We start from the raw sequence: 22,427 nt of genomic DNA on the forward strand, positions 1-22,427 counted from the left end.
CATGCTTGAAATTTGTTGCGCTTGAGTCAAGCAAAACCCCTTCGGGTGTGCACCCCGCCCCAACAGAATGGAGGACGCCTGAATCCCTCCCTCTCAAGTCAACCCGGCTTCCCGGGGATGCCGCTCTCGCCGGGCTCCCCTACCGTCCTTCTTCCCCCATTCTGCCCGTCCAGATCGTGCTCCACGCCCCTCCCTCTGTTCTGCAAAGCCGCTAGACTGCGTGGATGCAGCTTCTCCTCGACCTTCACCCTGATCAGTACCCGCTGGAGGGCTTCCGGCGGAAGCAACTCCTGGAATGGGTCTTCGTGCAGGGGGTAGGCGGTTTTGAAGCGATGACCAACCTGCCCGGCCCTGTGCGAGCGGACCTGTCCGCCAAATTTCGGCTCAACCCTTTTCGCGAGATCGAGACCGTTCGCAGCAGCGACGGCTCGGCGAAATACCTGTTTACCCTGCTTGACGGGCGGCAGATGGAAGCGGTGTACATGCCCTACCTCGACCGCAAGACCGTCTGCGTCTCCACCATGGTGGGCTGCCCGGCCCGCTGCGCCTTTTGCGCAACCGGGGCGATGGGGTTCGGGCGCAACCTGACCCCCGGCGAGATTGTGGGGCAGGTGCTGGCGGTGGCGGGCGGCGAGGGCATCAGCCCGCGCGAGATCCGCAACCTCGTGTTTATGGGCATGGGCGAGGCGATGCTCAACTACGAGCACACCATGGTTGCCGCCCGGATCCTGCTGCACCCGCAGGCGCTGGGCATGAGTAAGCGCCGCATAACCCTCTCCACAGTGGGCATCGCCAAGGGCATCCGCCGGCTCGCCGAGGAAGACGACCTGGGGATCAAGCTGGCGATCAGCCTGCATGCCCCCGACGAGGAAACGCGTCAGAAGATCATTCCCACGGGCGCGGCCAACTCCATCGAGGAGATCATGGCAGCGGCGCGCGACTACCAGGACGTAACGGGGCGGCGCGTGACGATGGAATACACCATGCTGCGCGGCATCAACGATCACCTGTGGCAGGCCGAACTGCTGGCCGAACGCCTGCGCGGGCTGGTCAGTCATGTCAACCTGATTCCTATGAACCCCTGGGAAGGTTCGGGCTTCGAGAGCAGCACCGAAGGCCAGATTCAGGCGTTTTACGACGCGCTGCAAGACCGGGGCGTGGACGTGAGCGTGCGGCGTTCTCGCGGAAAAGACGCCGGGGCGGCGTGCGGCCAACTCGCACTCAAGCGCCCAGCAGGCCTGGCCGCTGCCCTCTGAGCTTTACGGTGCCTCTCGACCCGCCTCTCTTTCGGGAGAGGTTTTTTCGTCACTCCCCCTCTTGCCCTCACCCTCCCCCTTCCGGCGTGAGAGAATTGCACTGTTCGGACCCGGCAAACGCACAAGAATGGACCAAAGCAGGATGGTACAATCCTCACGTTCCCTCATTCAGGAGGACTTTTCGGTGACTCAACGTAACCTCAAGGTGCTGATTGGCCTGCTGCTCGCCTCGGCTCCGGTGGCCTCGGCGCAGACCCTGCTGGACACATCGGCGGCTGTCTCGGTTCAAAACACCCTCAACGGCGTGGGCACTCCCAACTACGACGCCTGTAAGCTCGCGCCGCAGTACTGCGTGGGTGGTCAGGCCCCTGCCCAGAGCACGGCGAGTCAGGCTGCGGGAACCCCACCCCAGGCCGCGGCCACCACGCCCACCCCTGCAGCCGCTCCCACGCCCCAGGGTGCGCCCCTTCCGCCTCCCGCGCCGCTGACCGAAGCGCAACTCGCCACCCTCGGGCAGGCGCAGAGGGCGCTGGGGGGTGGGCAACTGGCGCAGGCCCGAACCCTGTTCGAGCGGTTGATCGCGCAGAACTACCGCCAGGCCGAACCGCACTTCGGCCTCGGCTTGACGCTGCTGAGTCAGAAAGACCTCAAGGGCGCGATTTTCGAGTTCACCCAGCTTACTGCCCTGGCTCCGGAACGTCCGGAAGGCCCCTACAACCTGGGCGTGATCGCCACCCGTGAGGGCCGTTACGGCGAAGCGTTGCAGCTCTACACCCAGGCGGCGGCGCTGGCGGCAGGCAAGGCGAACGCCGCCACCCAGCGCCAGATTCTGGAAGCCCTGGCCGCCGAACAGGTGCGGGCGCGTGATTTCGCGGGGTTGACGAACACGCTGACATCCATCACGGCGCTTGATCCGAACGACGTGGACGCGCAGTTCCGACTGGCGCAGGCGCAGGTGCTGGCGGGGCAGGGAGCGCTGGCACTGCCCGGCACCTACGCCGTGCTGGAGCGTCAGCCGGGGCGGGTGGACGCCGCGCTGCTGCTCGCCGACATCTATGTGGGCCAGAACCTGCCGGACCGGGCCATCCGTGAACTCGATGCGGCGGCGGGGCGCGTAGCGAACGGCTCGGACCGCGCCACGCTGCTGATCCGCAAGGCCAACATCCAGGCGGCCACGGGCGATTCCCGCACCGCTGTGTTCACCGCCCAGGAAGCCACCCGGGAAGACACCCGCAGCGCCTCGGCCTTCGTCCGCCTGGCCGAGCTGCGCCTGGTGCGTCAGGACCGGGCCGGAGCGCTGAGCGCTTACCAGAAGGCCGTGCAGCTGGCCCCGCAGAACGCGGCCTACCGCCTCGCCCTGGCCACGCTGCGGCTGGCGGTAGGTCAGGTGGCGGACGCTGGGCGGGACGCCGCCGAGCTGGTCCGCCTGAAGCCCGAACCCCCCCTGCTGGCGCAGGCGCAGCTTGTGCAGGGCATCGCGGCGTTCCGGCAGGGGCAGTACGCCCAGGCGCGTACCGCGCTGCGGGCGAGTGCCCAGGGCACGCCCACCGCCGACGCCTACCTGTGGCTGGGCCTCAGCGCCTACGCCATGAAGGACTATGCGGGGGCCGCCGGAGCGCTGACCACCAGCGTGAAGTTGAATCCCACGCCCACCGCCCGGCAGAATCTGGCGGCGGCCCTGCTCGCCACCACCCGCTACGCGGAGGCCGAGGCCATCTTGCGCGGATTGGTTACCGATGATCCCAAAAACGCCGACGCGTGGTATTTGCTGGGACTCGCACAGCGCTCGCAGGCCCGTGAGGCAGACGCCCGCGTGTCGCTGAAAACCGCGGCTGACCTGGGCAATGCCGCAGCGAGGACGGCGCTGAAATGAGCCGGGTGGAGGCCCCGCCGCGCCGCTGGCCCGACCTCATGATCGGCCTGCTGGTGCTGCTGCTGCTCGCGGGCTTCGTGGCCCTTCTCGCCGCCCAGCGTCGCCCCACGCTGACGCAGGTTCCGCCGAGTTCGGCCGCCCAATCCACCGTCACGGAGTCCACCGCCGCGCCAGAGGCAGCAGAAGCGCCGAACACCTCCACTGCTGGAGAACAGATATCCGAGGCGCAACCTACGGGGGAAACGTCAGCCGCGATTCCCGGAGCGCCAGGAACACAGCTGGGCACCACTCCGGAACCTGCGCCGACAAAGGCGGCTGCGGCGCCCTCAGCCAGCACCCCCAGCGCCCAACCGTCCGAGGAAACCTCCTCCAAGGAGGCAAAGAGCGGGCCGAAACCGGCGGTGGCCGCGTCACCGTCAAACTCTTCCCCAGCCGCCGTGTCCGGTGAAACGGCCTCCAGCACCCCGGCACAGACAAACGGCAACCCGGCCCCCCCCGCAGCCTCAGCCGCCGCTTCCAGCAGCGGCACCGGCGCGCAGGCGAGCGCGGCCACCGAGGTTCCGGTGGTGCCCGCCGACCCGATCCCCGCAGCACCCGAAGCGCCCGTCGCGCCGCCCGTCACGCCGCCCGTCACGCCGCCGTCCACAGTCCAGACGAACGGCGCGTCGCCCTCTGCTTCTGAGGACCGCACGCCGCCTGCCACTGCCCAGACTGGGCCTGGCACGTCCCCCCAGGCCAGCCCAGTGGCCTCCGCCACCGCTCCCCGGTCGGGTGGAACGGTGGCGACGAGCGAAGCGCGCACGCCGCTGCGAAGCGACTATCGCCTCAGCCTGGGCACCTTCGGTTCTGCCGCTGAGGCGGAGCGGGCCACGGCCGAGGTGAGCGGCCTGGGCTACACGGTCTACCCCATCGAAGTGGGCGACCAGGTGGTCGCGCAGGTGGGCCCCTTTGCCGATGAGGAGACGGCACGGCAGGCGCTGGCCGACATTGGACGTGTCTATTCCCGGTCGATTCTCTACCGCCCACGTGGGCAGCGGCAGGACGCCGCCGCCAGTACACCGTCAGAGACGGCGTCATCCGATGCGGCACAACCCGCCAACGCCTCCGAATCCGTGGACGACGCCCCCACCGCCAGCGCTCCGGCCCCCAGGGGGCCCGTCTACCTGCAGGTGGGCGCTTTCGACCGGGTGGAAAGCGCCCAACGGCTCGTGGGGATGCTGCGCGACGAGGGCTACGCACCCACGGTCAACGCCCCCGAGGACAGCAAAGTCACGGTCCTGATTGGCCCCTTCTCTGGCGACGCGGTCACGCGGGCCGAGGGGCGGCTGGACGCAGGCGGCTTCGATCACTTCCGGGTGCGGTGACGCGGGTGACGGCCATCCCCACCGCCACCATCAGCCGCCTCGTCACGTACCTGCGCATTCTGGAAGGTCTGGAGACGCAGGAGGTGGGGCGCACGAGCAGCAGTGACCTGGCCGAACGCGCCGGCGTCACGGCCTTTCAGGTGCGCAAGGACCTGGCGTACTTCGGCCGCTTTGGGACGCGGGGCATGGGCTACCTCGTGCCGGTCCTCAAGCGGGAGCTGATGCGGGTCTTGGGCCTCAACCGCACCTGGAACGTGGTAATTGTGGGTGTGGGGCGGCTGGGGCAGGCCATCGCCAATTACCCAGCCGCCGGGGACTACCAGTTCCAATACGTGGGCCTGTTTGACGTGAGCCCGGAGCTCATCGGCCACACTGTGCGGCATCTGACCGTGCAACATGTCGAGACGCTGGGCCAGTTTGTACAGACCACCCCGGTCGACATGGGATTTTTGGCGGTCCCCCCCGAACGGGCGCAGGACGCCGCCCAAACGCTCGTTGAGGCGGGCATACGCGGTATCCTGAACTTCGCCCCCACGGTCATTCAACCGCGCACCGCTGACCGGGGCGATGTGGCCGATCCAGGCGATGAGTGGCGCGGCGTCACCATTGAGAACGTCGATTTTTTGGCTGGCATGAAGCGGCTGGCCTTTTACACCCTCAATCCCCATCTCAAATCCGCCGATCTGGAGGAACAAGAATGAAGAAACTCGGTCTGTTTGCCCTGCCCCTGTTGGTTGCCGGATGTGGCTTAAGTGGAACGGACGCACCTACACGTCCCTATACCATTACTATCGAGCCGTTGGGATATAGAGTGACCGGCACTACCGCCAGAATTATTACCATTACAAGCGCCACAATCAACCTCTATAGTGCTGCAGGTGCACCAGACGTCAGCTCCATCGATTACACAGCAATTATTTTGAATTCCAAAGGAGATAGGGCTGCTCTTGACAATTCTGTCATCGTGCCAGCTACTGGAACACTTCTGGGACGAGCGAGAGGGGGATATGTGTGTACAAACACCAGTCTCCCGTCTGCATCCTGCTCTATGTCAAGGCCTGACGCCATTATGACGAATACAGGACCGCTTCAATGGATCGAGAACAGCATCACAAAATTTGTCATGCCCTTTGAATGGGCAGTTGCTCATGATTCTGCCTTTTCTGGAGTCAACGTTCCAGGAGAGGACCCTGCAGGTTGGTATGCTCAATTTACTTTTACTGCCAATCAAACCAACGGCAGGACAGTGACCTGGAAACAGAACTACCAAATTGTCTCTCCTGCAGGTAGCTAAATTCCGTCTTTAAAATAGAGAACGAGGGCAGCCATGAGACGCTGCCCTCGTTCTCTTCACTTACGCTGTTCAGAACTTAATGGTGTACTCCGCGAACCCGTCCTCACGTGTCCGCAGCAGCGCCACGCCTGAGGGAAGGTTCTTCTGTGCATTGGGACTGCTGACATACAGCAGGGTCGCGCCGGGAATGGGCGTCAGCTTCCAGTTGTTGTCGGCGGTGGGGTTGACCGTCTTTTGCTCCTGGAAGTACTTCACCAGAGCCTCGCGGGTTTCGTCGGGGGCCTGGAGGATGATGTTCTTGCCGGTGAGGCCGGGGAACGAGCCGCCGCCCGAGGCGCGGTAGTTGTTGGTGGCGACGACGAACTGGGCGTTGGGATCGATGGGCTTGCCCCCGAACATCAGGTTCTTGATGCGGTGCGCACCCTCGCTCGCCACCTCGCCCTTGCTGTTGTACCGCGAGGGCTGGGTCACATCGATCTCGTAGGTCACGCCGTCGAGAATGTCGAAGTTGTAGGTGGGAAAGCTTTCGTCCACCAGGGCCTGCGGCTCAGCCTTGCTGGGGTCAATCTGCTTGAACTGCCCTGCCGCACGCTCCAGCCACTCCTGCACCTGCGCGCCCGTTACGAGCACCGCCTGCACCGTGTTGGGGTACACGTAGAGATCCGCCACGTTCTTGATGGCGAGGGTGCCGGTGGGAATGTCAGTGTAGTAACTCGCCCCGGCGCGGCCACCGGCTTTGAAGGGAGCTGCCGCCGAGAGCACGGGCAGGTCCTTATACTGGGTGCCCGCGAGCGCCGCCTTCACGTAAGCGGTCTGCGCGTTGCTGACGAGTTGCACGCTGGGATCGTCCTGCACGAGCGCCCAGTAGGAGGTGATGGGAGCCGTAAGGTCCGCCACCTTGCCGCGCACGTAGGCCAGGGTGCCCTCATGGAACTTCTTGACCGCCGCTGCAATGCGGGGATCGGGCGTCACAAGGCTCTTTTTGGCCGTTTTGTCCCAGATGGGCCGGATGGCACCCGTACCCTCTAGAATGGTCCACTTCTGGGTCTTGCGGTCATAGTTCAGCTTCAGGTCCACGACGCCGAGGTCGTTGCCCCAGAAGCCGGCCATGACGGTGGGCTTGCCGTTGATGGTGCCCTTGGTGAGGTCTGCACCGGGAATGCTCTTGTACACCGGCCCAGGAAACTCCTGGTGGCTGTGGCCGCTGAGCACCACGTCGATGCCTTCCACCTTGGTCAGCTCGGTGGCCACGTTCTCCTGGCCGGGCTGGTAGTCCGCATTGATACCGCTGTGGGCCACCGCCACGATAATGTCCGCGCCCTGGGCCTTCATCTGGGGCACGTACTTCCTGGCCGCCTCTACGATGTCGGTGGTCACGATCTTGCCGTCGAGGTTGGCCTTGTCCCAGTTCACGATCTGCGGGGGCAGGAAGCCGATCACACCCACGTTGATCACGTAGGGGCGGCCCTCGGTGTCGTACACGATCTTGCGCTGAATCAGGTAGGGGCTAAAGGCGTTCTCCCCCGCCTGGCCCTTGCCGTCATCCTTGTAGGTGTTCGCACTGACGTAGGGCATGGGCGCGGCGGCGATCACCTGCTGCAAGAAGGGCAGGCCGTAGTTGAACTCGTGGTTACCGAGGTTGCCCGCGTCATAACGCAGCACACGCATGGCGGCGTGCATGGGGTGAAGCTGGCCGTCTCCCAGGGGCTGCACCCGCGCCACAAAGTCGCCCAGCGGGTTGCCCTGAATCAGGTCCCCGTTGTCGTACAGCAAGGTGTTGCGCTTTTCGTCACGCGCCTGCTTTACGAGGGTGGCGGTGTACTCCAGCCCGAACTCGCCCGTGGGCTTGTCCTGGTAGTAGTCGTAGCCGAGCGCACTGGTGTGCAGGTCGGTGGTTTCGAGAATCCGCAGATCGACGGTCTGGGCTGAGGCCGCTCCCAGCGCCAGCGTCGCCATCAAGGCTAAGTGTTTACGCACGTCCCACAGAATACCGCCCCACATCAAGGCTGTGTAGACAGAAAGGAGCCTGCGAGGTGGGCCGGGCCAAGCCCACGGGCACCGCCGGGCGCTCGCCCCCCAGACCGCGCACGTAAATCTGCGTCTGCCGTGCCCTGCCGCGCCCCACATTTGCTACGCGGCAGGGCTACAGGCTGGCCGACAGCCGGGCGAACAGCGGAGGCACGGGCGGGGCCTGTCCCCCATTCACCCAGCCGAAGCGCCCGTCCCGCAGCGCTGCGCCCACTCCCACACCCATTCCGGCGGGGAAGCGGGACGTCAGGTCCGGTGGAGAGGTCACGTCCATCCCACCGGGAAGCGCAGCGAGCGAGCGCTCCACCTCACGCGCGTGGCCAAAATGCAGGAGGTGAAGCTCTCCCCCATCCTGCCAGGCGAAGCGGGCCGTGATGTGCCCCAGGGCCTCCAGGGAACCAGGAGCCGAAACATGCCGCACACCCAGGCCGGGACGCAGGCGCAGCGTGACTTCCAGGGCCTCGCCCATCAGCCCGAAGCTGCCCACGAAGGGCCGCGTCAGGTCGTAGCCCTGCACGTTCTTCACGGTGCGTCCGCCCGCCCGCACCACCCGGCCCGAGGGCGCGCGGAACGTCACGCCCAACACCTCTGCCCCGAAGAAGAAGGTCTGCCCAAAGCCCCCACGTGAGACGAGGCCCCCCACGCCCCCCGGCAACTCCACCGGGGGAAAGGGGGGAAAGAGGCCGGGCGGCAGCGCCGCGTAGACCTCCAGAACGGGCGTGTCTCCGGTGACAATGATGGTCTGATCGCCGGGAGAGAGGTCAAGGATGGGCATACACGCCTCCAGCGGAGCAGGGGGCTGCCGGCTGCCGGCAGCCGGCCAAAACGGCGCGCGCCCTCTCCTGAGGAGCTTTACAAGTCCGCTCTCTGCCCTCTGCTCTGCGCAACATCGGTCTTCTCACGGCAGCACCTTGCCTGGATTGAGCCGCTCGGCCGGGTCCAGCGCCCGTTTCACGTTCCACAGGACGTCCAGGGTCACGGGGTCCACCGCTTCGCGCATAAAGGGCCGCTTCATGGTGCCGATGCCGTGTTCGCCGCTCAGCACACCTCCGTGCCGGATCGCCACCGCTGCAATTTGGTGGGCCAGCTCATGTACGGCGTCCGCCGACTCACGCCGGGGATCGAAGAGGATGTTGGGGTGGAGGTTGCCGTCGCCAATGTGCCCGAACTGCACGACGGGGAACCCGCTCGCGTCACCCAGCGCGCGAATTTCACGCACCACGTCGGGCAGCACACTCCTGGGAACCACGATGTCCTCGTTCATGCGTTGGGGACGAATGCGGCCCAGCGCGGGGCTAACCGAGCGGCGGGCCTGCCACAACGCGGCGCTCTCGGCGTCGCTGGAGGCGCGGCGCACAGTGCCTCCAGCCTCCACGCAGGCCGCCTCCACGAGGGCCCGCTCCTCCTCCACCGTGTCCAGGTCGTCGCCGTCGGTGTCCACCAGCAGCACCGCACCAGCGTCCACTGGGAGGCCGAGGTGCAGGTAATCCTCCACGGCCCGGGTACACGCCTGGTCCATGAATTCCAGCTTGCTGGGCACGGCCCCGGCCGCGATGGCGGCGCTCACCGCCTCGGCGCAGGCTCCCACTTCCGCGAAGCTCGCCATCAGGGTCCGGGTGAACTTCGGGGGCGGCGTGAGGCGGAGCGTGGCCTCCGTAATCAGGCCCAGGGTGCCCTCGGAGCCGATCAGGAGCCCGGCAAGATCATAAGCGCCCCGGCCCACCTCGTAGACCTCGCCTTCCGCGTCCACGAATTCGAGCGACTTCACGTAATCGCCCGTCACGCCGTACTTGAAGCACATCGGGCCGCCCGCGTTCTCGCCGAGATTGCCGCCGATGGTGCTCGTGCGGAAGCTCGCCGGATCGGGGGGGTAGAGCAGGCCGTAGGGCCGGGCCATTTCGGTAACGCTGAGCGTGACCACCCCCGCCTGTGCCCGAGCCTCGCGCCGCTCGGGAAAGACTTCCAGCCGGGTCATGCGGGTAAAGGAGATGACGAGGCCCGGCTGCATGGGGGCCGCGCCGCCGCTCAGCCCACTGGCCGCGCCGCGCCCGACGATGGGCACGCCGGCCGCCCGCGCGGTTTGCACCGCCGTTACCACGTCCGCCGTGCTCTCGGGCAGCACGACGGCGAGCGGCGTTTCTCCAAACTGAATGGCGTCGTAGCGGTAGCTCAGCCGCTCGGAGAGGGCCGAGAGGACCTTCTTTGGGCCCAGCAGGCGGGTGAGCTCCGCGGCGAGGGCGTTGTCCGGCGCCGCGTTGGAACGGGGCTTGGGGGCAGGCGAACCGGGCGAGAGGGCGGTTTTACGGGGAATCACAGCGGGCCCCGCAGGAAGCGGAGCGCAGAGGCCAGATGGCTGCCAACGGCAGGCGCGCTGCCCTTTGCCCTCCGCTCCGCGCATCGCCACGCCCTCACAGCTCCCCCCGGTACGCGAGGTCCAGCACTTCCACCGTGTGCATCACCGGCACCCGGCTTTCCTGCCTCCGCACATGGCTTTGTATCTGGGTGTGACAGCCAATGTTGCCGCTCGCGATCAGGTCCGGCGCGGTGGAAAGGACGTTCTTCGCCTTGCGAATCCCAAGCTGATTGGCGAGGTCCGGCTGTTCAAGGTTGTAGGTGCCCGCCGAGCCGCAGCACAGGTCGCCCTCGGGCACCTCGGCCACGGTGACGCCGGGAATGGCTTTGAGCAGCTGGCGGGGAGCGGCCCTCACGCCCTGCGCGTGGGCGAGGTGACAGGCGTCGTGGTAGGCGATGGTCAGGGGGCGCGAGGCGGGCATGAACGGCTCCAGCCCGCCCTCCTGAAGCAGCCCGGCCAGAAATTCGCTGATGTCCTGCACCTTGGCAGCGAAGGCCCGCGCCTGTTGCTCGCCCTCTAAGCCGTGCAGCACCACCGGGTATTCCTTGAGGCCCGCGCCGCAGCCCGCTGCGTTAGAAAGGATGGCGTCGTAGTCGTCTGGGTTGAAGGCCGCGAGGTTTTGGCGGACCAGCCGCAGCGCCTCCTCCCGCGCTCCAGTGTGGAGCGCGGCGGCCCCGCAGCAGCCCTGACCTTCGGGAATCACGACTTCGATGCCGTTGCGCGCGAGTACCCGCAGCGTCGCCGCATTGAAATTGGGCGTGAGGGCCTGCTGGGCGCATCCGGAGAGGAAGGCCACCCGCCCCCGCCGCCTGCCCCTTGCTGCAGTCACCTTCGGGCTGGGCTGCATGGCGGGGACGCGCTCGGGCAGCAGGTCCAGCGGAGCGCGCAGGGCTGTGGGCAGCAGGGGCGCGAGGGGCTTGGCGTACTGCCCGACCCGGGCCGCCACGCTGAACACCTGTGGGGCAGGCAAGATTTTGAGAATTGCCGAGCGCTTGGCCCGGTCCAGCGGCGAGCGTTCCCGCTGGGGCTCGGACCAGCCGCGGAAACTGGTGATAAGTTCGCCGTAGGGCACGCCGCTGGGGCAGGCAGTCACGCACGCCTGGCAACCCAGGCAGCGGTCCAGGTGCGGCGCGGCGTCGGCGAGGGGCAGGGTGCCCTCCAGCACCTCCTTCATCAGGACGATGCGGCCGCGCGGGCTGTCCATCTCGTCGCCGAGGAGGGCGTAGGTGGGGCAGGCGGGCAGGCAGAAGCCGCAGTGAACGCAGGCGTCGACGGCGTGCGCCATCACCTCGCCCTGCGGCCCGATCTGTCGCACTGCAATGTCGTTGTTCAAGCCGCTTCTCCCGTCACGCCGCACAGGATAGAGGCGCGGCGTCAAGACAAAAGAGAGGGATGTAGGCAGGGAGATAGGCAAGGGAGCGGCCAGCAGACAGTCTCCAGCGGCCGGGAGAAGAACCTCATCCCGGCCGCTTCCGGGGCAAGCCGAGCAAGAGGGACAGGGGTCCGGCCAGCAAGCACCACAGGGCCGCTTCCAGTCCGAAGTGCCCTGCGATCCACCCCAGCGCGAGGGGCACCGCGCCGCCCACCATGCCGGTCACGCTGCCCAAGGCCATGACCGTGCCGCTGCGCTCCGGCAGGCTGCCGTAGAGCCTCGCCTGCAAAACGGCGTACCAGCCGGCATTGAGCAGGCCCAGAAGACCGAGCAGCACGAGCTTGCCCGTGATCTGGGGCACGAGGAAGAAGGCGGGAAAGAGCAGCGCGGTGAGCAGCGAAGAGACCCGCAGGTACGCCACGCCGGACACCCGCTCCAGGAGCGGCACCACCAGCACGTCGCCGAGGAGGCCCACGCCGGTAAAGACGGTTACGGCCAGCCCTGCCACCGCCGGCGAAGCGCCCACGCTGTCCACGAAATACAGCGCCACGAGGCCGCGAAATACGTCTGCCGTCAGGTTTCCCGCTTCCAGCAGCAGCAGCCAGCGGCGTACATCGGCGCGGGCCAGCGCGCCCCGAATGTCGCGCCACGCTTCACGGAAGTTGAGCCCTTCCCCCGTCTCCACCTCTTGCGCGAGAGCGGTTCGGGAGCGCCACATCAGGGCGAGCGCGCCCACGGTCAGCGCGGCAAGCAGGCCGAACACGGGCCGCCAACCCAGACCCAGCGTGACGGAGAGGCCGACGAGCAGCGGCCCGACGACGTTGCCCACCGAACCCACCAGCGTCCAGCGGGCCATGTTCTGCTCGCGCCGCTCGGGTTCGGCGTCCATCAGTGCGGCCTGGGTCAGGCTCACGAACGCGCCCGAAGCCGGGTAGAACAGCAGCAACGCGGCGAGCAGCGGCCAGAAGTCTCCCGAGGCGGCGAAGAGGCACAGCGACAGGGCGAAGGCCAGCCCACCGCCCAGCACCAGATGTTTTCTGTACCCCCGGTCCGCCAGCAGCCCGAACAGCGGTTCGATGACATTCGCGAAGATAGCGGGCAGACCCAGCAGCAGGCCGATCTGCGCATAGGAGAGCGCGAGGTCCGCGCGGACGAGCGGCCACGCCGAGCCGGTGGCTCCGTCCACGAGTTCGTCGGCCAGTTCGGCGGCGAGGGCAGCGATCAGGAAGCCGAGGGAAAGCCTCAGCAGGCGTGCAGGTGCGGTCACAGGTCTTGGTTCCTTTCACGAGAGCGGCGTCATAGGGCAGCGGCTCAGCGCGAACGGGAGGCGGCAGACCGGTGTAGCACCGGGAGGCAGGCCAGGGTTACCAGGGGGGCAAGGGCATGGGGTCAGTGTAATACGGACTGCGGTTGAATGACTTCGTGGACGATGGGGTAGGAGCCGACCTCAGCGCCCAGCTGTCGGCAGACAGGAGGAAAAGCGTCCACTGCTGAAAGCTGCCCCCCTCTACCCCCGCCGCACCTGGGCCAGAATCCCGGCGGCGATCTCCTCCACGCTGGCGCTGGTGGTGTCGCGCACGGGGACGCCCGCACGCTGAAAGAGCCGCTCGGCGCGGCGGACCTCGTGTTCACACTGCTCCAGGCTGGCGTAGCGACTGGCGGGCTTCCGCTGGGTACGGATGGCGTGCAGCCGCCGGGGGTCGATGGTCAGGCCATGCAGTTTGGCCCGGTGCGCTTCGAGGGGGATGGGCAGCGACTCGCGCTCGAAATCGTCCTCGGCGAGCGGATAATTGCTGGCACGAATGCCGTGCTGGAGGGCCAGGAAGAGGCTCGTGGGCGTCTTGCCCGCGCGGCTGACGCCCACCAGGATCACGTCTGCGAGGCCGTACTGCCGGTCCCCCAGGCCGTCGTCGGTGGCAAGGGCGAAATCCAGAGCGTCCATCCGCGCGAGGTAGCTCTGCTGATCGTGCATATCGTGGTGCCGCCCCACCCGGCGCGAAGCCGGCACGCCCAGCTCGCCCTCCAGCCGCGTGAGGCCGGGGCCCAGCAGATCGAAGACCTGGGCGGGGGCCATGTCGAGTTCGCGCAGCACAGAGGCGTCGGTGATGGTGGTGAAGATCAGGGGACGCTCGCCACGAGAAGCCAGGGCGGCCACCTCACGCGCCACGCCCTGCGCGGCCGCAACCGTACCGACGAAGGAGCGCTGAATGTACTTCAGCGGCTGATCGGGGAAGTGCGCCAGCAGCGCCCGGGCCACCGTCTCGGCGGTGAGGCCCGTATGGTCCGAGACGATCAGGACCGTGCGGGGTTGTGCTGTGGGGGAGGACATGGCCGCAGCCTGACATACGGCATGGCCGGACAGAACGTGAAGGCTGTCCCCCGGTGGGTGGCAGGACCCTGACCTTTGCCGGGTTAAGCTGAGCGGGCACCACAGCACACCAGGTACACCAACCCCCACCGTTTCCACGGGCGGGAGGCTCACCAACACGCGGAGGACACATGAATATGGTTCGCTGGTTCCAAACACTAAAGATGGGCGATGTCGAAATTGTGGGGGGCAAGAACGCCTCCATCGGAGAGATGATTCAGGGCCTTTCGGATGCGGGCGTGCGGGTACCTGGCGGCTTCGCCACCACCGCGGACGCGTTTCGGGCCTTTTTAGACCACAACCGGATCGAGGAGAAAATCAATGCCCGCCTCTCGGCCCTGGACGTGAACGACGTGGTGGCCCTCGCGGCGGCTGGCAAGGAAATCCGGGACTGGGTGGAGGCAGGCGAGTTGCCGGGTGAACTCGAAACCGCCATCCGGGGCGCCTACGCGCAGATGACGCAGGAGACGGGAGGAACAGAGCCCGACGTGGCTGTGCGCTCCAGCGCCACCGCCGAGGACCTGCCTGAGGCAAGCTTCGCTGGGCAGCAGGAAACCTTTCTGAACGTGCGCGGGATTGAAGGCGTGTTGCACCACGTCCGCCTCGTCTTTGCCTCCCTCTACAACGACCGGGCGATCAGCTACCGCGTCCACCACGGCTTCGCCCACGCGGAGGTGGCGCTGTCGGCGGGCGTGCAGCGCATGGTGCGCACCGACCTGGGCGTCAGCGGGGTGGCCTTTACCCTGGACACCGAGAGCGGCTACCGCGACGCCGTGCTGGTGACGGCGGCCTACGGTTTGGGCGAACTGGTGGTGCAGGGGGCCGTGAACCCCGACGAATTCTTCGTGTACAAGCCCGCCTTGAAGGCTGGGAAAAAAGCCGTGCTGCGCCGCACCCTGGGCAGCAAGGCCCGCAAGATGGTGTACGCGGCAGGGAGGGGCGTCGAATCGGTGGACGTGCCCGCACAAGACGCCCGCCGCTTCTGCCTGTCGGACGAACACCTGACCGAACTCGCCCGGCAGTGCGTCGCCATTGAGGAACACTATGGCCGTCCGATGGACATCGAGTGGGGCGTAGACGGGCGCGATGGGCAGGTCTACATCCTGCAGGCCCGCCCCGAGACGGTGCAAAGCCGCGCCGGGCGCACGCTGGAACGCTTCGAGCTGACCGGCAAGGGCACCATGCTGGTAGAGGGCCGCGCGGTGGGCAACCGCATCGGCGCGGGCACCGTCCGCGTGGTGCGCGACGTGTCGCAGATGGACCAGGTGGGTGACGGCGACGTGCTGGTGGCCGACATGACAGACCCCGACTGGGAACCCGTGATGAAGCGGGCCTCCGCCATCGTCACCAACCGGGGAGGGCGCACCTGCCACGCGGCGATCATCGCCCGGGAGCTGGGCATTCCGGCCGTGGTGGGCACGGGCAACGCCACCCGCGAACTCAAAAGCGGCCATGAGGTGACAGTCAGTTGCGCCGAGGGGGACACGGGATACGTCTACGCGGGCAGGCTCGCCCACCGGGTCCACCGGGTGGAGTTGGACGCCATGCCCGACGTGCCCATAAAGATCATGATGAACGTGGCCTCGCCGGACCGCGCCTTTTCCTTCGCCGCGCTGCCCAACGAGGGCGTAGGCCTCGCCCGGGTGGAATTCATCATCTCGAACGTGATTGGCATTCACCCCCGCGCGCTGCTGGATTACCCGAATGTGCCGGATGACGTCAAGGCCCAGATCGACGAGAAAACGGCCGGGTACGCCTCCCCGCGCGACTTCTTCCGCGAGAAGCTGGCGGAGGGCGTGGCGAACATCGCGGCGGCCTTCGCGCCCAAGCCCGTGATCGTGCGCCTCTCCGATTTCAAGAGCAACGAGTACGCGCACCTCATTGGCGGCCCAGCCTACGAGCCGCACGAGGAAAACCCCATGATCGGCTTCCGGGGAGCGAGCCGCTACCGCTCGCCTGACTTCGCCGCCGCCTTTGCGATGGAGTGCGAGGCGATCAAGGGTGTGCGCGACGACATGGGCCTCACCAACGTGCAGGTCATGATTCCCTTCGTCCGCACGGTGGGCGAGGCGCAAACCATCATTGCCCTTCTGGAGAAAAACGGGCTTAGGCGCGGCGAGAATGACCTCAAGGTCATCATGATGTGCGAGGTCCCCTCGAACGCCATCCTGGCCGATCAATTCCTGGAGCACTTCGACGGCTTTTCCATCGGCTCGAACGACCTGACGCAGCTCACCCTGGCGCTGGACCGCGACTCGGGGCTGGTGGCGGACCTGTTCGACGAGCAGGATGAGGCCGTGCTGGCGTTGATGGAGCGGGCGATCAAAGCGGCCAAGCGGGCAGGCAAGTACATCGGCATCTGTGGCCAGGGCCCCAGCGACCATCCGGCGCTGGCCCAGTGGCTGATGGATCAGGGCATCGACTCGGTGAGCCTTAACCCGGACAGCGTGCTGAGCACCTGGCTGCACCTGGCTGGCGAAGGCACCGGGGAGCGGGAGACCGTGCAGGCGTAGGGAGAAACAAAGGGAAGCGGGACGGTTCCTCAGAGGAACCGTCCCGCTTCTGCTGTTCTTACTTCAGGCTCTCGGCGTTCACGATCTGAATCTTGGCCACCTGGCCCTGCAGCACGTTATCGAACTTCATGATCAGCACGCGCGACCGCTGGCGCTCACCGAGGTCGTTGAAGGTGACGGCCCCGGTGATGGTGGCGCACTGGCTCTGATCGGCACTGAAGCATGCGGCGAGGTTGACCTTGCGGACAGCCTCGCTGACTTGGGCACGGGTGGGCACCCGGCCGCCGTTCAAGGTGGACTTGATGGCCGCCAACAGCGCATTTGTGGCGTCGTAGGCGTACACCGCCACACCGCTGGGGGCCGCGCCGTAAGCCGCCTTGTAGCGGTTGGTGAAGTCCAGCGCGTTGTTGAAGGTGCTGACCGGCCCGAATACGGTGGAGTACACCGTGCCCGCCGCCGCGATGCCCGCACGCCTGAGGAAGGAGGGCGAATCCAGGCCGTCACCGCCCATGAACGTGGCGGTCACACCCGCGTCGCGCAGCGCCTTGACCAGGGCCGAGCCGGTATCGTCGGTACCGCCGAAGTAGACGACACCGGCTCCACTGGCCTTGACCTTTTTCACCGCATCGGCGATCTGGGACGCGTTGGAAGCCCCCAGGTAACCGGCAACCTTCACCGAGCGCTTTTTCAGGCTGGCCTGCAGCACCTTGGTCAGACCGTTGCCGTAGGCAGTGTTGTCCGAGACGACGTACACCGAGCCCGCCTTGAGTTCGTCGGCGATGTAGTCGGCGGCAGCCACCGCCTGCGCGCTGTCGGGTGCGACCACGCGGCTGAAGTTCACCCAGTCGTGCTGCGTGAGTTGATCGTTGGTGCTCGCGGGCGAGATCGTGGCCAGCTTGGCGGGGGCCAGCGCCTGCGCGAGCACGTTGGACACGCTGGAATTCAGCGCCCCCACCACACCCAGAATGCTGCGGTCCGCCAGGATGTTTTTCGCCACCAACGCGCCTTGGGTGGCCGACGCCTGGTCATCCATGGGCACCAGCACCAGGTCGTGGCCCATTGCCTTGAACGCCTGCACCTGCTTTTGCACGGCGAGTTCTGCACCGCGCCGCACCTCACTGCCGATGGGCGTGAGGCTGCCACTCAGGGGGCTCACGGAGGCGATCTTGATGGTGGCGGCCTGCGAGGCGCCGGACAGCAACAGGGCCGAAACAATCAGTTTTTTCAGGAGGCTCTTGGAGGGCTGCATAAGCCATGTTGACAGGGCGGCGATAACAGCTCTCTTACAGCAAAATGTGCACCTCCTGCTGTACTTTGTTAACCTTTTTCCTGACGTCAGGCATCAGAAAAGGATGTTTTAAGGAAGTGCGTGCATATCCCACGTTCGCCTGTGCACCCGGGAGCCCCTGTTATGCAGACTCCGATTGAACCGCTCGGCCAGCGACTGAACCCGAGCAGAGTGAGAAGGAGAGAAACGGGTTCCGGGTATGGCGTTGACAAGCTGGCGGTCTTCCGGTTTGTTCAAGAACCAGTCCGAGCCCGCATTACCGGCCGTGGTCGAACGCCAGGCGCAATGCCAGCCCACCCAGCACCGCCCCCATCCACTGCCGCTGGATTCTGGCCCACCGGGGGCGCGCCGCCAGAAAAGCCGCCACGCTTCCCGCCGTCATCACCAGCGAGAAGTTCACCAGGCAACTCACGCTGATCTGGGTCAGCCCCAGCACCAGACTCTGCACGATGGGCGGCCCGCGTTCCGGACGGATGAACTGCGGCAGCAGCGCCAGGTAGAACACGGCCACCTTGGGGTTAAGCAGGTTGGTCATGAAGCCCATCTGAACCAGCCGCCAGGCTGGACCGTGGGGCAGGGTGCGGGGCGCGAAGGGCGAGCTTCCGCCCGGCTTGACCGCCTGCCACGCCAGCCATAGCAGGTAGGTGGCCCCGGCCAGCTTGAGGGCCAGGTAGGCGTAGGGCACGGCCAGCAGCAGCGCCGAGAGGCCGAACGACGCCGCCAGCATATGCACCAGAAATCCCAGCAGCACGCCCCCCAGCGACAGCACGCCCGCCCGCCGTCCCTGCAACAGCGCGCGCGACACCACGTACATCATGTTTGGCCCCGGCGTCAGCACCAGCACGAGGGCGGCCAGGGCAAAGAGCAGCAGATCGTGCAGCGGAATCACGTTTCAGTCCTCCAACTGCACGAAAATCGCCTTGAGGTACTCGGCTTCCGGAAAGGAGGCGTGGTGGTCCGGTGCGTGGCGGCTCGTGCGCAGTTCGCGAAAGCGGCGGCCACTGCGGCGCACCGACGCGCGCACGGCCTCAAAGAACTCGTCCGCACCGACGTGGGCGCTGCACGACGCACTGACCAGAATGCCCCCCGGCGCGAGGCGGCGCAGGCCGTCGTTCACCAGTTTCGCGTAGGCGCGGATGGCCCCCTCCCGCTCGGCCTCGCGCCGGGCCAGCGAGGGGGGGTCAAGCACCACGAGGTCAAAGCTCCGCTTCGTCTGGGTCAACCACTCGAACACGTCGGCCTGCACGGTCTCATGCAAACAGGCGGCGACCTGGAGATCATCCCCATTGAGGGCGAAGTTCCGCGCCGCGCCGGCCAAAGCGTGGGCGCTGATGTCCAGGCTCACGACTTCCTTTGCCCCGCCCCGCGCTGCATACAGCGAGAAGCCCCCCGAAAAGGAAAAGGCGTTCAGCACCCGCCGCCCCTTCGCCAGCCCCTCCACCCGTCGGCGGTTTTCGCGCTGGTCCAGAAAAAAACCCGTCTTTTGCCCGCGCACCACATCTGCCTCAAACCGGAGGCCCGTCTCGCAGAAGATGACCGGGCCTCCGGGCTCCTCGCCCACGAGCGTCTGCCCGTCACGGAGCCCCGCTGCCTCCGCCCGCCCTTCAATATTGCGGCTGAGGCGCAGTACCGCACGAAAGCCGGGAAAGCGCGTTTCCAGCAGGCCCAGCAACAGGGGCAGGTGGGGAAACCAAGCGGCGGTGTAGACCTTCAGCACCAGCGTGTCCGCGTAGCGGTCCAGCACCAGCCCGGGAAAGCCGTCGCTCTCGCCGTTCACCATCCGGTAGCCGTCGGTATCCGGCCCAAACAGGGACGCGCGGCGCAGGAGGGCGGTGTCCAGCCGCGTGCTCCACCACGTCTCGTCCACGGTGACGGGCAGGCCCACATGCAGCACGCGCAGGCGCAGGGGCGAGTGCGGATCGTACAGCCCAATCGCCAGAAAGCGGTCCCGGCGGTCATACACCACGGCCAGTTCTCCGGCCTCGCCCTCGCGGTTTTGCTCCCGCACGCTGCCTTCGTACAGCCAGGGGTGACCCGCCCGCAGGTGCGATTCGGCAGGGGCGCTCACACGCAGCCGGAGACGGGGAGAAGCAGACATGGGGGCAGGGTAGCGCAGGGGGCGGTGAGGAAGGAGCCACCTGGCCGTCAAGACTGCGTGAAACCTACTCTCCCGCCGGTAGGGGCCACCTCGCGCTTTCCCGGCTGACGGCCAGGGCTGAGTTGAAACCATTCGCCCAAACGGGCAAATAAAAAAGCGGCCCCACTGGGCCGCCTGTTTTTGCTGGAACCTCAGTCCGCTGCCGTCTCGCCCTCCGACGACTCTGCCGGGTAAACCTCAATCACGCCCGCCGCGCCCATGCCGCCGCCGATGCACATGGTGATCAGGGCCTTGCCACCGCCCCGCCGCTGAAGTTCGTAGATGGCGGAAGTGGTCAGCTTCGCGCCCGAGCAGCCCAGCGGGTGGCCCAGCGCAATCGCGCCGCCATTGACGTTCATCTTCTCCTCGTCCAGACCGAGTTCGCGGGCCACGGCGAGGCTCTGGGCAGCGAAGGCCTCGTTCAGCTCGATCAGGTCGATGTCGTCCAGGGTCAGGCCGGTCTGGGCGAGCACCTTGGGCACCGCCTTGACGGGACCAATACCCATCAGCTCGGGCTCCACGCCCGCCACCGCAAAGCCGAGGAACTTCGCCAGGGGCTTCACGCCCAGTTCCTGCGCCTTCTCGCCGCTCATGACGAGCACGGCGGCCGCTCCGTCGCTGAAGGGGCTGGAGTTGGCCGCGCTGACCGAACCGGTGGCCTTGAAGGCCGGGCGCACCTTCGCCATATCGGCGAGGTTGGCGTCGCGGCGGATCAGCTCGTCTTTGTCGAAGCTCACGGTGGTGCTCGTGACCTTGGTGCCCTTGACCTTGTCCACCTTCACGGGCACGGGCACGATCTCAGCGTCGAACTTGCCCGAATCCTGCGCCGCCGCCGCGCGCTGGTGGCTGCGGAAGGCAAAGGCGTCCTGATCCTCGCGGCTTACGCCGTACTTGGCGGCCACGTTCTCGGCGGTCAGGCCCATGCCGATATACGCGCCGGGACGGTCGTCCACGAGGTCGGGGTTGGGGCTCGGGTTGTGGCCGGTCATGGGCACCATGCTCATGCTCTCGACGCCGCCCGCCAGCATCACGTCGGCCTGCCCGGTCTGGATGGCTGCCGCCGCCATGGCGATGGTCTGGAGGCCGCTGGAGCAGAAGCGGTTGACGGTCACGCCGCCCACCGTGTCGGGCATTCCGGCGCGCAGCGCAGCCATGCGGGCCACGTTCAGACCCTGCTCGGCCTCGGGAATCGCGCAGCCCAGGTACACGTCCTCCACGATGGAGGCGTCCACACCCGCGCGCTTAACCGCCTCGTTGAGCACAAGGGCGGCGAGATCGTCGGGCCGGGTGTTGGCGAGGGTGCCTTTGACGCCGCGTCCCACGGGGGTCCGAACGGCGGAAACGATGACTGCGTCACGCATGTTGCTCTCCTTGTTGTTCCGCCGGAAGAATTCTGGAGACGAAGCCTTCCAGCGCAAAATCGTATTGTTCGGGGTCCAGGTTCCAGCAGCGGATGTGCTTGGCTCCCTCGACGCGGTGGTACTCCACCAGATCGGGGCGGGCAGCGGCGAACGCGTCGGCCTGGGTCACCGGAATGGTACGGTCGCGCGTGCCGTGCCACAGGAGAACCGGCACGTTTAGCCGGGGGGCGGCGGCCAGCTGGTCCACCGCGTCGAAGTCCTGCCCGCTGCGGTAGGTGACGAGGGCCTGCACGAAGCGGGCCGTGTGCTGCGCCATCAACGCGGGAAGGCCGAAGCGCTGTCCCTGCCAGCGGATCACGTCCCGCCAGTCAAGCGCGGGGCAGTCGAGCATCACGCCCACAACGGGGAGGGGCAACGGCGCGTGCTTGGAGCGCAGCGCGCTCAAGACCACATTGCCACCCATGCTGAAGCCGTAGAGCAGCGCCCGTCCGTAGCCCTTCGCCCGCGCCCAGTCCAGCGCCGCCACCACGTCCTCGGCTTCCTCGTCGCCCAGGGTGTGGAAGCCGGTGCGGGTCTTGGGCGCGCCGTGAGCATTACGAAAGGTGACAAACAGGGAACCCACGCCGGTGCGCCGCAATGCTGGAAGCATCCGCAGCGCCTGGGACCGCTGGCCGCCATGTCCGTGGACGACGATCACGAGGGTGTCCTCGCGGTCCGGCACCTCACCGGTAGGAGGGATGTGCCACGCGGGCATCTCCCCCACCTCGGTCGCCACCGTCACGTCTTCGTAGACGACGCCCAGTTGCGCAGGCGTGCCGTTGTAGACGAACGTAGAAGCCCAAGCCACCGCGCCATTCGGAAGCACGCCGCGCTCCTCCTGCACGGAGCGCTGAACGAGCGTGCCGACCACTTTCGCCTGCCCCAGCACCGCGTGTCCCCGGTTGGGCCGCAGGGGAACGATACCGATGACGCCGCGCGAAAGGGTTTCGGGCAGGGCGGGAAGCCAGATGGTATTGCTCCGCCGCCCCACGGGCACGAACACGCCCTTTACCCACCGCGTCTTGGACCGCAGGGTAATGTCTGCACCCACGAGGGTCGCCGCCAGCAGGGCCACCGTGTAGCCGAGCGCAGCCCAGCCGAGGGCACGACGCTTGCGGACGTTACGCAGGCGCTCCAGAGACAGGCGGGGGCGGGTTCGTTCGGTCATGCCTTCATTCTCC

At 66.9% G+C, this 22,427-nt stretch carries 17 protein-coding genes; 6 read left to right on the forward strand and 11 right to left on the reverse strand.

Going from position 1 to position 22,427, the window contains the following annotated elements; genetic code table 11:
• The first annotated feature begins 224 nt into the window (after window positions 1–224).
• The 5 genes from rlmN to B9A95_RS32660 all read left to right on the forward strand — a co-directional run bounded on the left by rlmN (window position 225) and on the right by B9A95_RS32660 (window position 5,787).
• Window positions 225–1,256: a dual-specificity RNA methyltransferase RlmN gene (rlmN, locus tag B9A95_RS23670; RefSeq protein ID WP_084049513.1), complete on the forward strand. Its 1,032-nt coding sequence runs from the start codon at window positions 225–227 to the stop codon at window positions 1,254–1,256.
• A gap of 184 nt (window positions 1,257–1,440) precedes the next feature.
• On the forward strand, window positions 1,441–3,129 hold the full coding sequence (locus B9A95_RS23675) for a tetratricopeptide repeat protein (RefSeq protein WP_084050937.1): 1,689 nt from the start codon (window positions 1,441–1,443) through the stop codon (window positions 3,127–3,129).
• Entirely contained in the window at window positions 3,126–4,493 is a 1,368-nt protein-coding gene (locus tag B9A95_RS23680; protein ID WP_084049514.1) for an SPOR domain-containing protein, read from the forward strand. The genes B9A95_RS23675 and B9A95_RS23680 overlap by 4 nt, the downstream gene beginning before the upstream one ends.
• 5 nt (window positions 4,494–4,498) lie before the next feature.
• A complete protein-coding gene (locus B9A95_RS23685) occupies window positions 4,499–5,194 on the forward strand; it encodes a redox-sensing transcriptional repressor Rex (protein WP_084050938.1) in 696 nt (231 codons plus the stop codon).
• Window positions 5,191–5,787 (forward strand): hypothetical protein, encoded by a 597-nt coding sequence (locus tag B9A95_RS32660; RefSeq protein WP_139806958.1) that lies wholly within the window; start codon window positions 5,191–5,193, stop codon window positions 5,785–5,787. Before B9A95_RS23685 ends, B9A95_RS32660 begins: the two co-directional genes overlap by 4 nt.
• A 69-nt stretch (window positions 5,788–5,856) precedes the next feature.
• Here B9A95_RS32660 and cpdB read toward each other — a convergent pair whose 3' ends face one another.
• The 6 genes from cpdB to B9A95_RS23715 all read right to left on the reverse strand — a co-directional run bounded on the left by cpdB (window position 5,857) and on the right by B9A95_RS23715 (window position 13,869).
• The gene (gene cpdB / locus B9A95_RS23690) at window positions 5,857–7,788 is read right to left on the reverse strand and encodes a 2',3'-cyclic-nucleotide 2'-phosphodiesterase (RefSeq protein ID WP_084049515.1); all 1,932 of its coding nucleotides are present in this window, start codon (window positions 7,786–7,788) and stop codon (window positions 5,857–5,859) included.
• 142 nt (window positions 7,789–7,930) lie between these two features.
• Window positions 7,931–8,590, reverse strand: a complete 660-nt coding sequence (locus tag B9A95_RS23695; RefSeq protein WP_084049516.1) for a DUF5639 domain-containing protein — start codon at window positions 8,588–8,590, stop codon at window positions 7,931–7,933.
• Window positions 8,591–8,713: 123 nt separating this feature from the next.
• Entirely contained in the window at window positions 8,714–10,129 is a 1,416-nt protein-coding gene (locus tag B9A95_RS23700; RefSeq protein WP_139806959.1) for an FAD-binding oxidoreductase, read from the reverse strand.
• A gap of 94 nt (window positions 10,130–10,223) precedes the next feature.
• Complete coding sequence (glcF, locus tag B9A95_RS23705) at window positions 10,224–11,453, reverse strand: glycolate oxidase subunit GlcF (protein ID WP_170928813.1); 1,230 nt, start codon at window positions 11,451–11,453, stop codon at window positions 10,224–10,226.
• A gap of 172 nt (window positions 11,454–11,625) precedes the next feature.
• Window positions 11,626–12,807: an MFS transporter gene (locus B9A95_RS23710; RefSeq protein ID WP_084049519.1), complete on the reverse strand. Its 1,182-nt coding sequence runs from the start codon at window positions 12,805–12,807 to the stop codon at window positions 11,626–11,628.
• A gap of 240 nt (window positions 12,808–13,047) precedes the next feature.
• Window positions 13,048–13,869, reverse strand: a complete 822-nt coding sequence (locus B9A95_RS23715) for a pyruvate, water dikinase regulatory protein (protein ID WP_084049520.1) — start codon at window positions 13,867–13,869, stop codon at window positions 13,048–13,050.
• A 170-nt stretch (window positions 13,870–14,039) separates the two neighbouring features.
• On the opposite strand from B9A95_RS23715, the gene ppsA reads away from it, so the two are divergent.
• Window positions 14,040–16,421, forward strand: a complete 2,382-nt coding sequence (gene ppsA / locus B9A95_RS23720; RefSeq protein ID WP_084049521.1) for a phosphoenolpyruvate synthase — start codon at window positions 14,040–14,042, stop codon at window positions 16,419–16,421.
• Window positions 16,422–16,479: 58 nt separating this feature from the next.
• Here the strand turns inward: ppsA and B9A95_RS23725 are convergent, their stop codons facing one another.
• The 5 genes from B9A95_RS23725 to B9A95_RS23745 all read right to left on the reverse strand — a co-directional run bounded on the left by B9A95_RS23725 (window position 16,480) and on the right by B9A95_RS23745 (window position 22,414).
• On the reverse strand, window positions 16,480–17,670 hold the full coding sequence (locus B9A95_RS23725) for a branched-chain amino acid ABC transporter substrate-binding protein (RefSeq protein WP_084049522.1): 1,191 nt from the start codon (window positions 17,668–17,670) through the stop codon (window positions 16,480–16,482).
• 295 nt (window positions 17,671–17,965) lie between these two features.
• On the reverse strand, window positions 17,966–18,598 hold the full coding sequence (locus tag B9A95_RS23730) for a LysE family translocator (protein WP_084049523.1): 633 nt from the start codon (window positions 18,596–18,598) through the stop codon (window positions 17,966–17,968).
• Window positions 18,599–18,601: 3 nt separating this feature from the next.
• Entirely contained in the window at window positions 18,602–19,807 is a 1,206-nt protein-coding gene (locus tag B9A95_RS23735; RefSeq protein ID WP_084050939.1) for a 23S rRNA (cytosine(2499)-C(5))-methyltransferase, read from the reverse strand.
• Window positions 19,808–19,998: 191 nt separating this feature from the next.
• Complete coding sequence (locus B9A95_RS23740) at window positions 19,999–21,207, reverse strand: thiolase family protein (RefSeq protein ID WP_084049524.1); 1,209 nt, start codon at window positions 21,205–21,207, stop codon at window positions 19,999–20,001.
• Window positions 21,200–22,414, reverse strand: coding sequence for an alpha/beta hydrolase family protein (locus B9A95_RS23745; RefSeq protein ID WP_084049525.1), 1,215 nt, complete (start codon window positions 22,412–22,414; stop codon window positions 21,200–21,202). Before B9A95_RS23745 ends, B9A95_RS23740 begins: the two co-directional genes overlap by 8 nt.
• Window positions 22,415–22,427: the final 13 nt, after the last annotated feature.

The organism is Deinococcus hopiensis KR-140 (genome assembly GCF_900176165.1).
In the GTDB taxonomy this organism is placed as follows: domain Bacteria; phylum Deinococcota; class Deinococci; order Deinococcales; family Deinococcaceae; genus Deinococcus; species Deinococcus hopiensis.

Excerpts from the sequence above, each read along its gene's own strand:
- B9A95_RS23740 (WP_084049524.1), bottom strand. The coding sequence starts at position 21,207 with ATGCGTGACGCAGTCATCGTTTCCGCCGTTCGGACCCCCGTGGGACGC.
- B9A95_RS23695 (WP_084049516.1), bottom strand. The coding sequence starts at position 8,590 with ATGCCCATCCTTGACCTCTCTCCCGGCGATCAGACCATCATTGTCACC.
- B9A95_RS23735 (WP_084050939.1), bottom strand. The coding sequence starts at position 19,807 with ATGTCTGCTTCTCCCCGTCTCCGGCTGCGTGTGAGCGCCCCTGCCGAA.
- B9A95_RS23725 (WP_084049522.1), bottom strand. The coding sequence starts at position 17,670 with ATGCAGCCCTCCAAGAGCCTCCTGAAAAAACTGATTGTTTCGGCCCTG.
- rlmN (WP_084049513.1), top strand. The coding sequence starts at position 225 with ATGCAGCTTCTCCTCGACCTTCACCCTGATCAGTACCCGCTGGAGGGC.
- cpdB (WP_084049515.1), bottom strand. The coding sequence starts at position 7,788 with ATGTGGGGCGGTATTCTGTGGGACGTGCGTAAACACTTAGCCTTGATG.
- glcF (WP_170928813.1), bottom strand. The coding sequence starts at position 11,453 with ATGGCGCACGCCGTCGACGCCTGCGTTCACTGCGGCTTCTGCCTGCCC.
- ppsA (WP_084049521.1), top strand. The coding sequence starts at position 14,040 with ATGAATATGGTTCGCTGGTTCCAAACACTAAAGATGGGCGATGTCGAA.
- B9A95_RS32660 (WP_139806958.1), top strand. The coding sequence starts at position 5,191 with ATGAAGAAACTCGGTCTGTTTGCCCTGCCCCTGTTGGTTGCCGGATGT.
- B9A95_RS23745 (WP_084049525.1), bottom strand. The coding sequence starts at position 22,414 with ATGACCGAACGAACCCGCCCCCGCCTGTCTCTGGAGCGCCTGCGTAAC.
- B9A95_RS23715 (WP_084049520.1), bottom strand. The coding sequence starts at position 13,869 with ATGTCCTCCCCCACAGCACAACCCCGCACGGTCCTGATCGTCTCGGAC.
- B9A95_RS23680 (WP_084049514.1), top strand. The coding sequence starts at position 3,126 with ATGAGCCGGGTGGAGGCCCCGCCGCGCCGCTGGCCCGACCTCATGATC.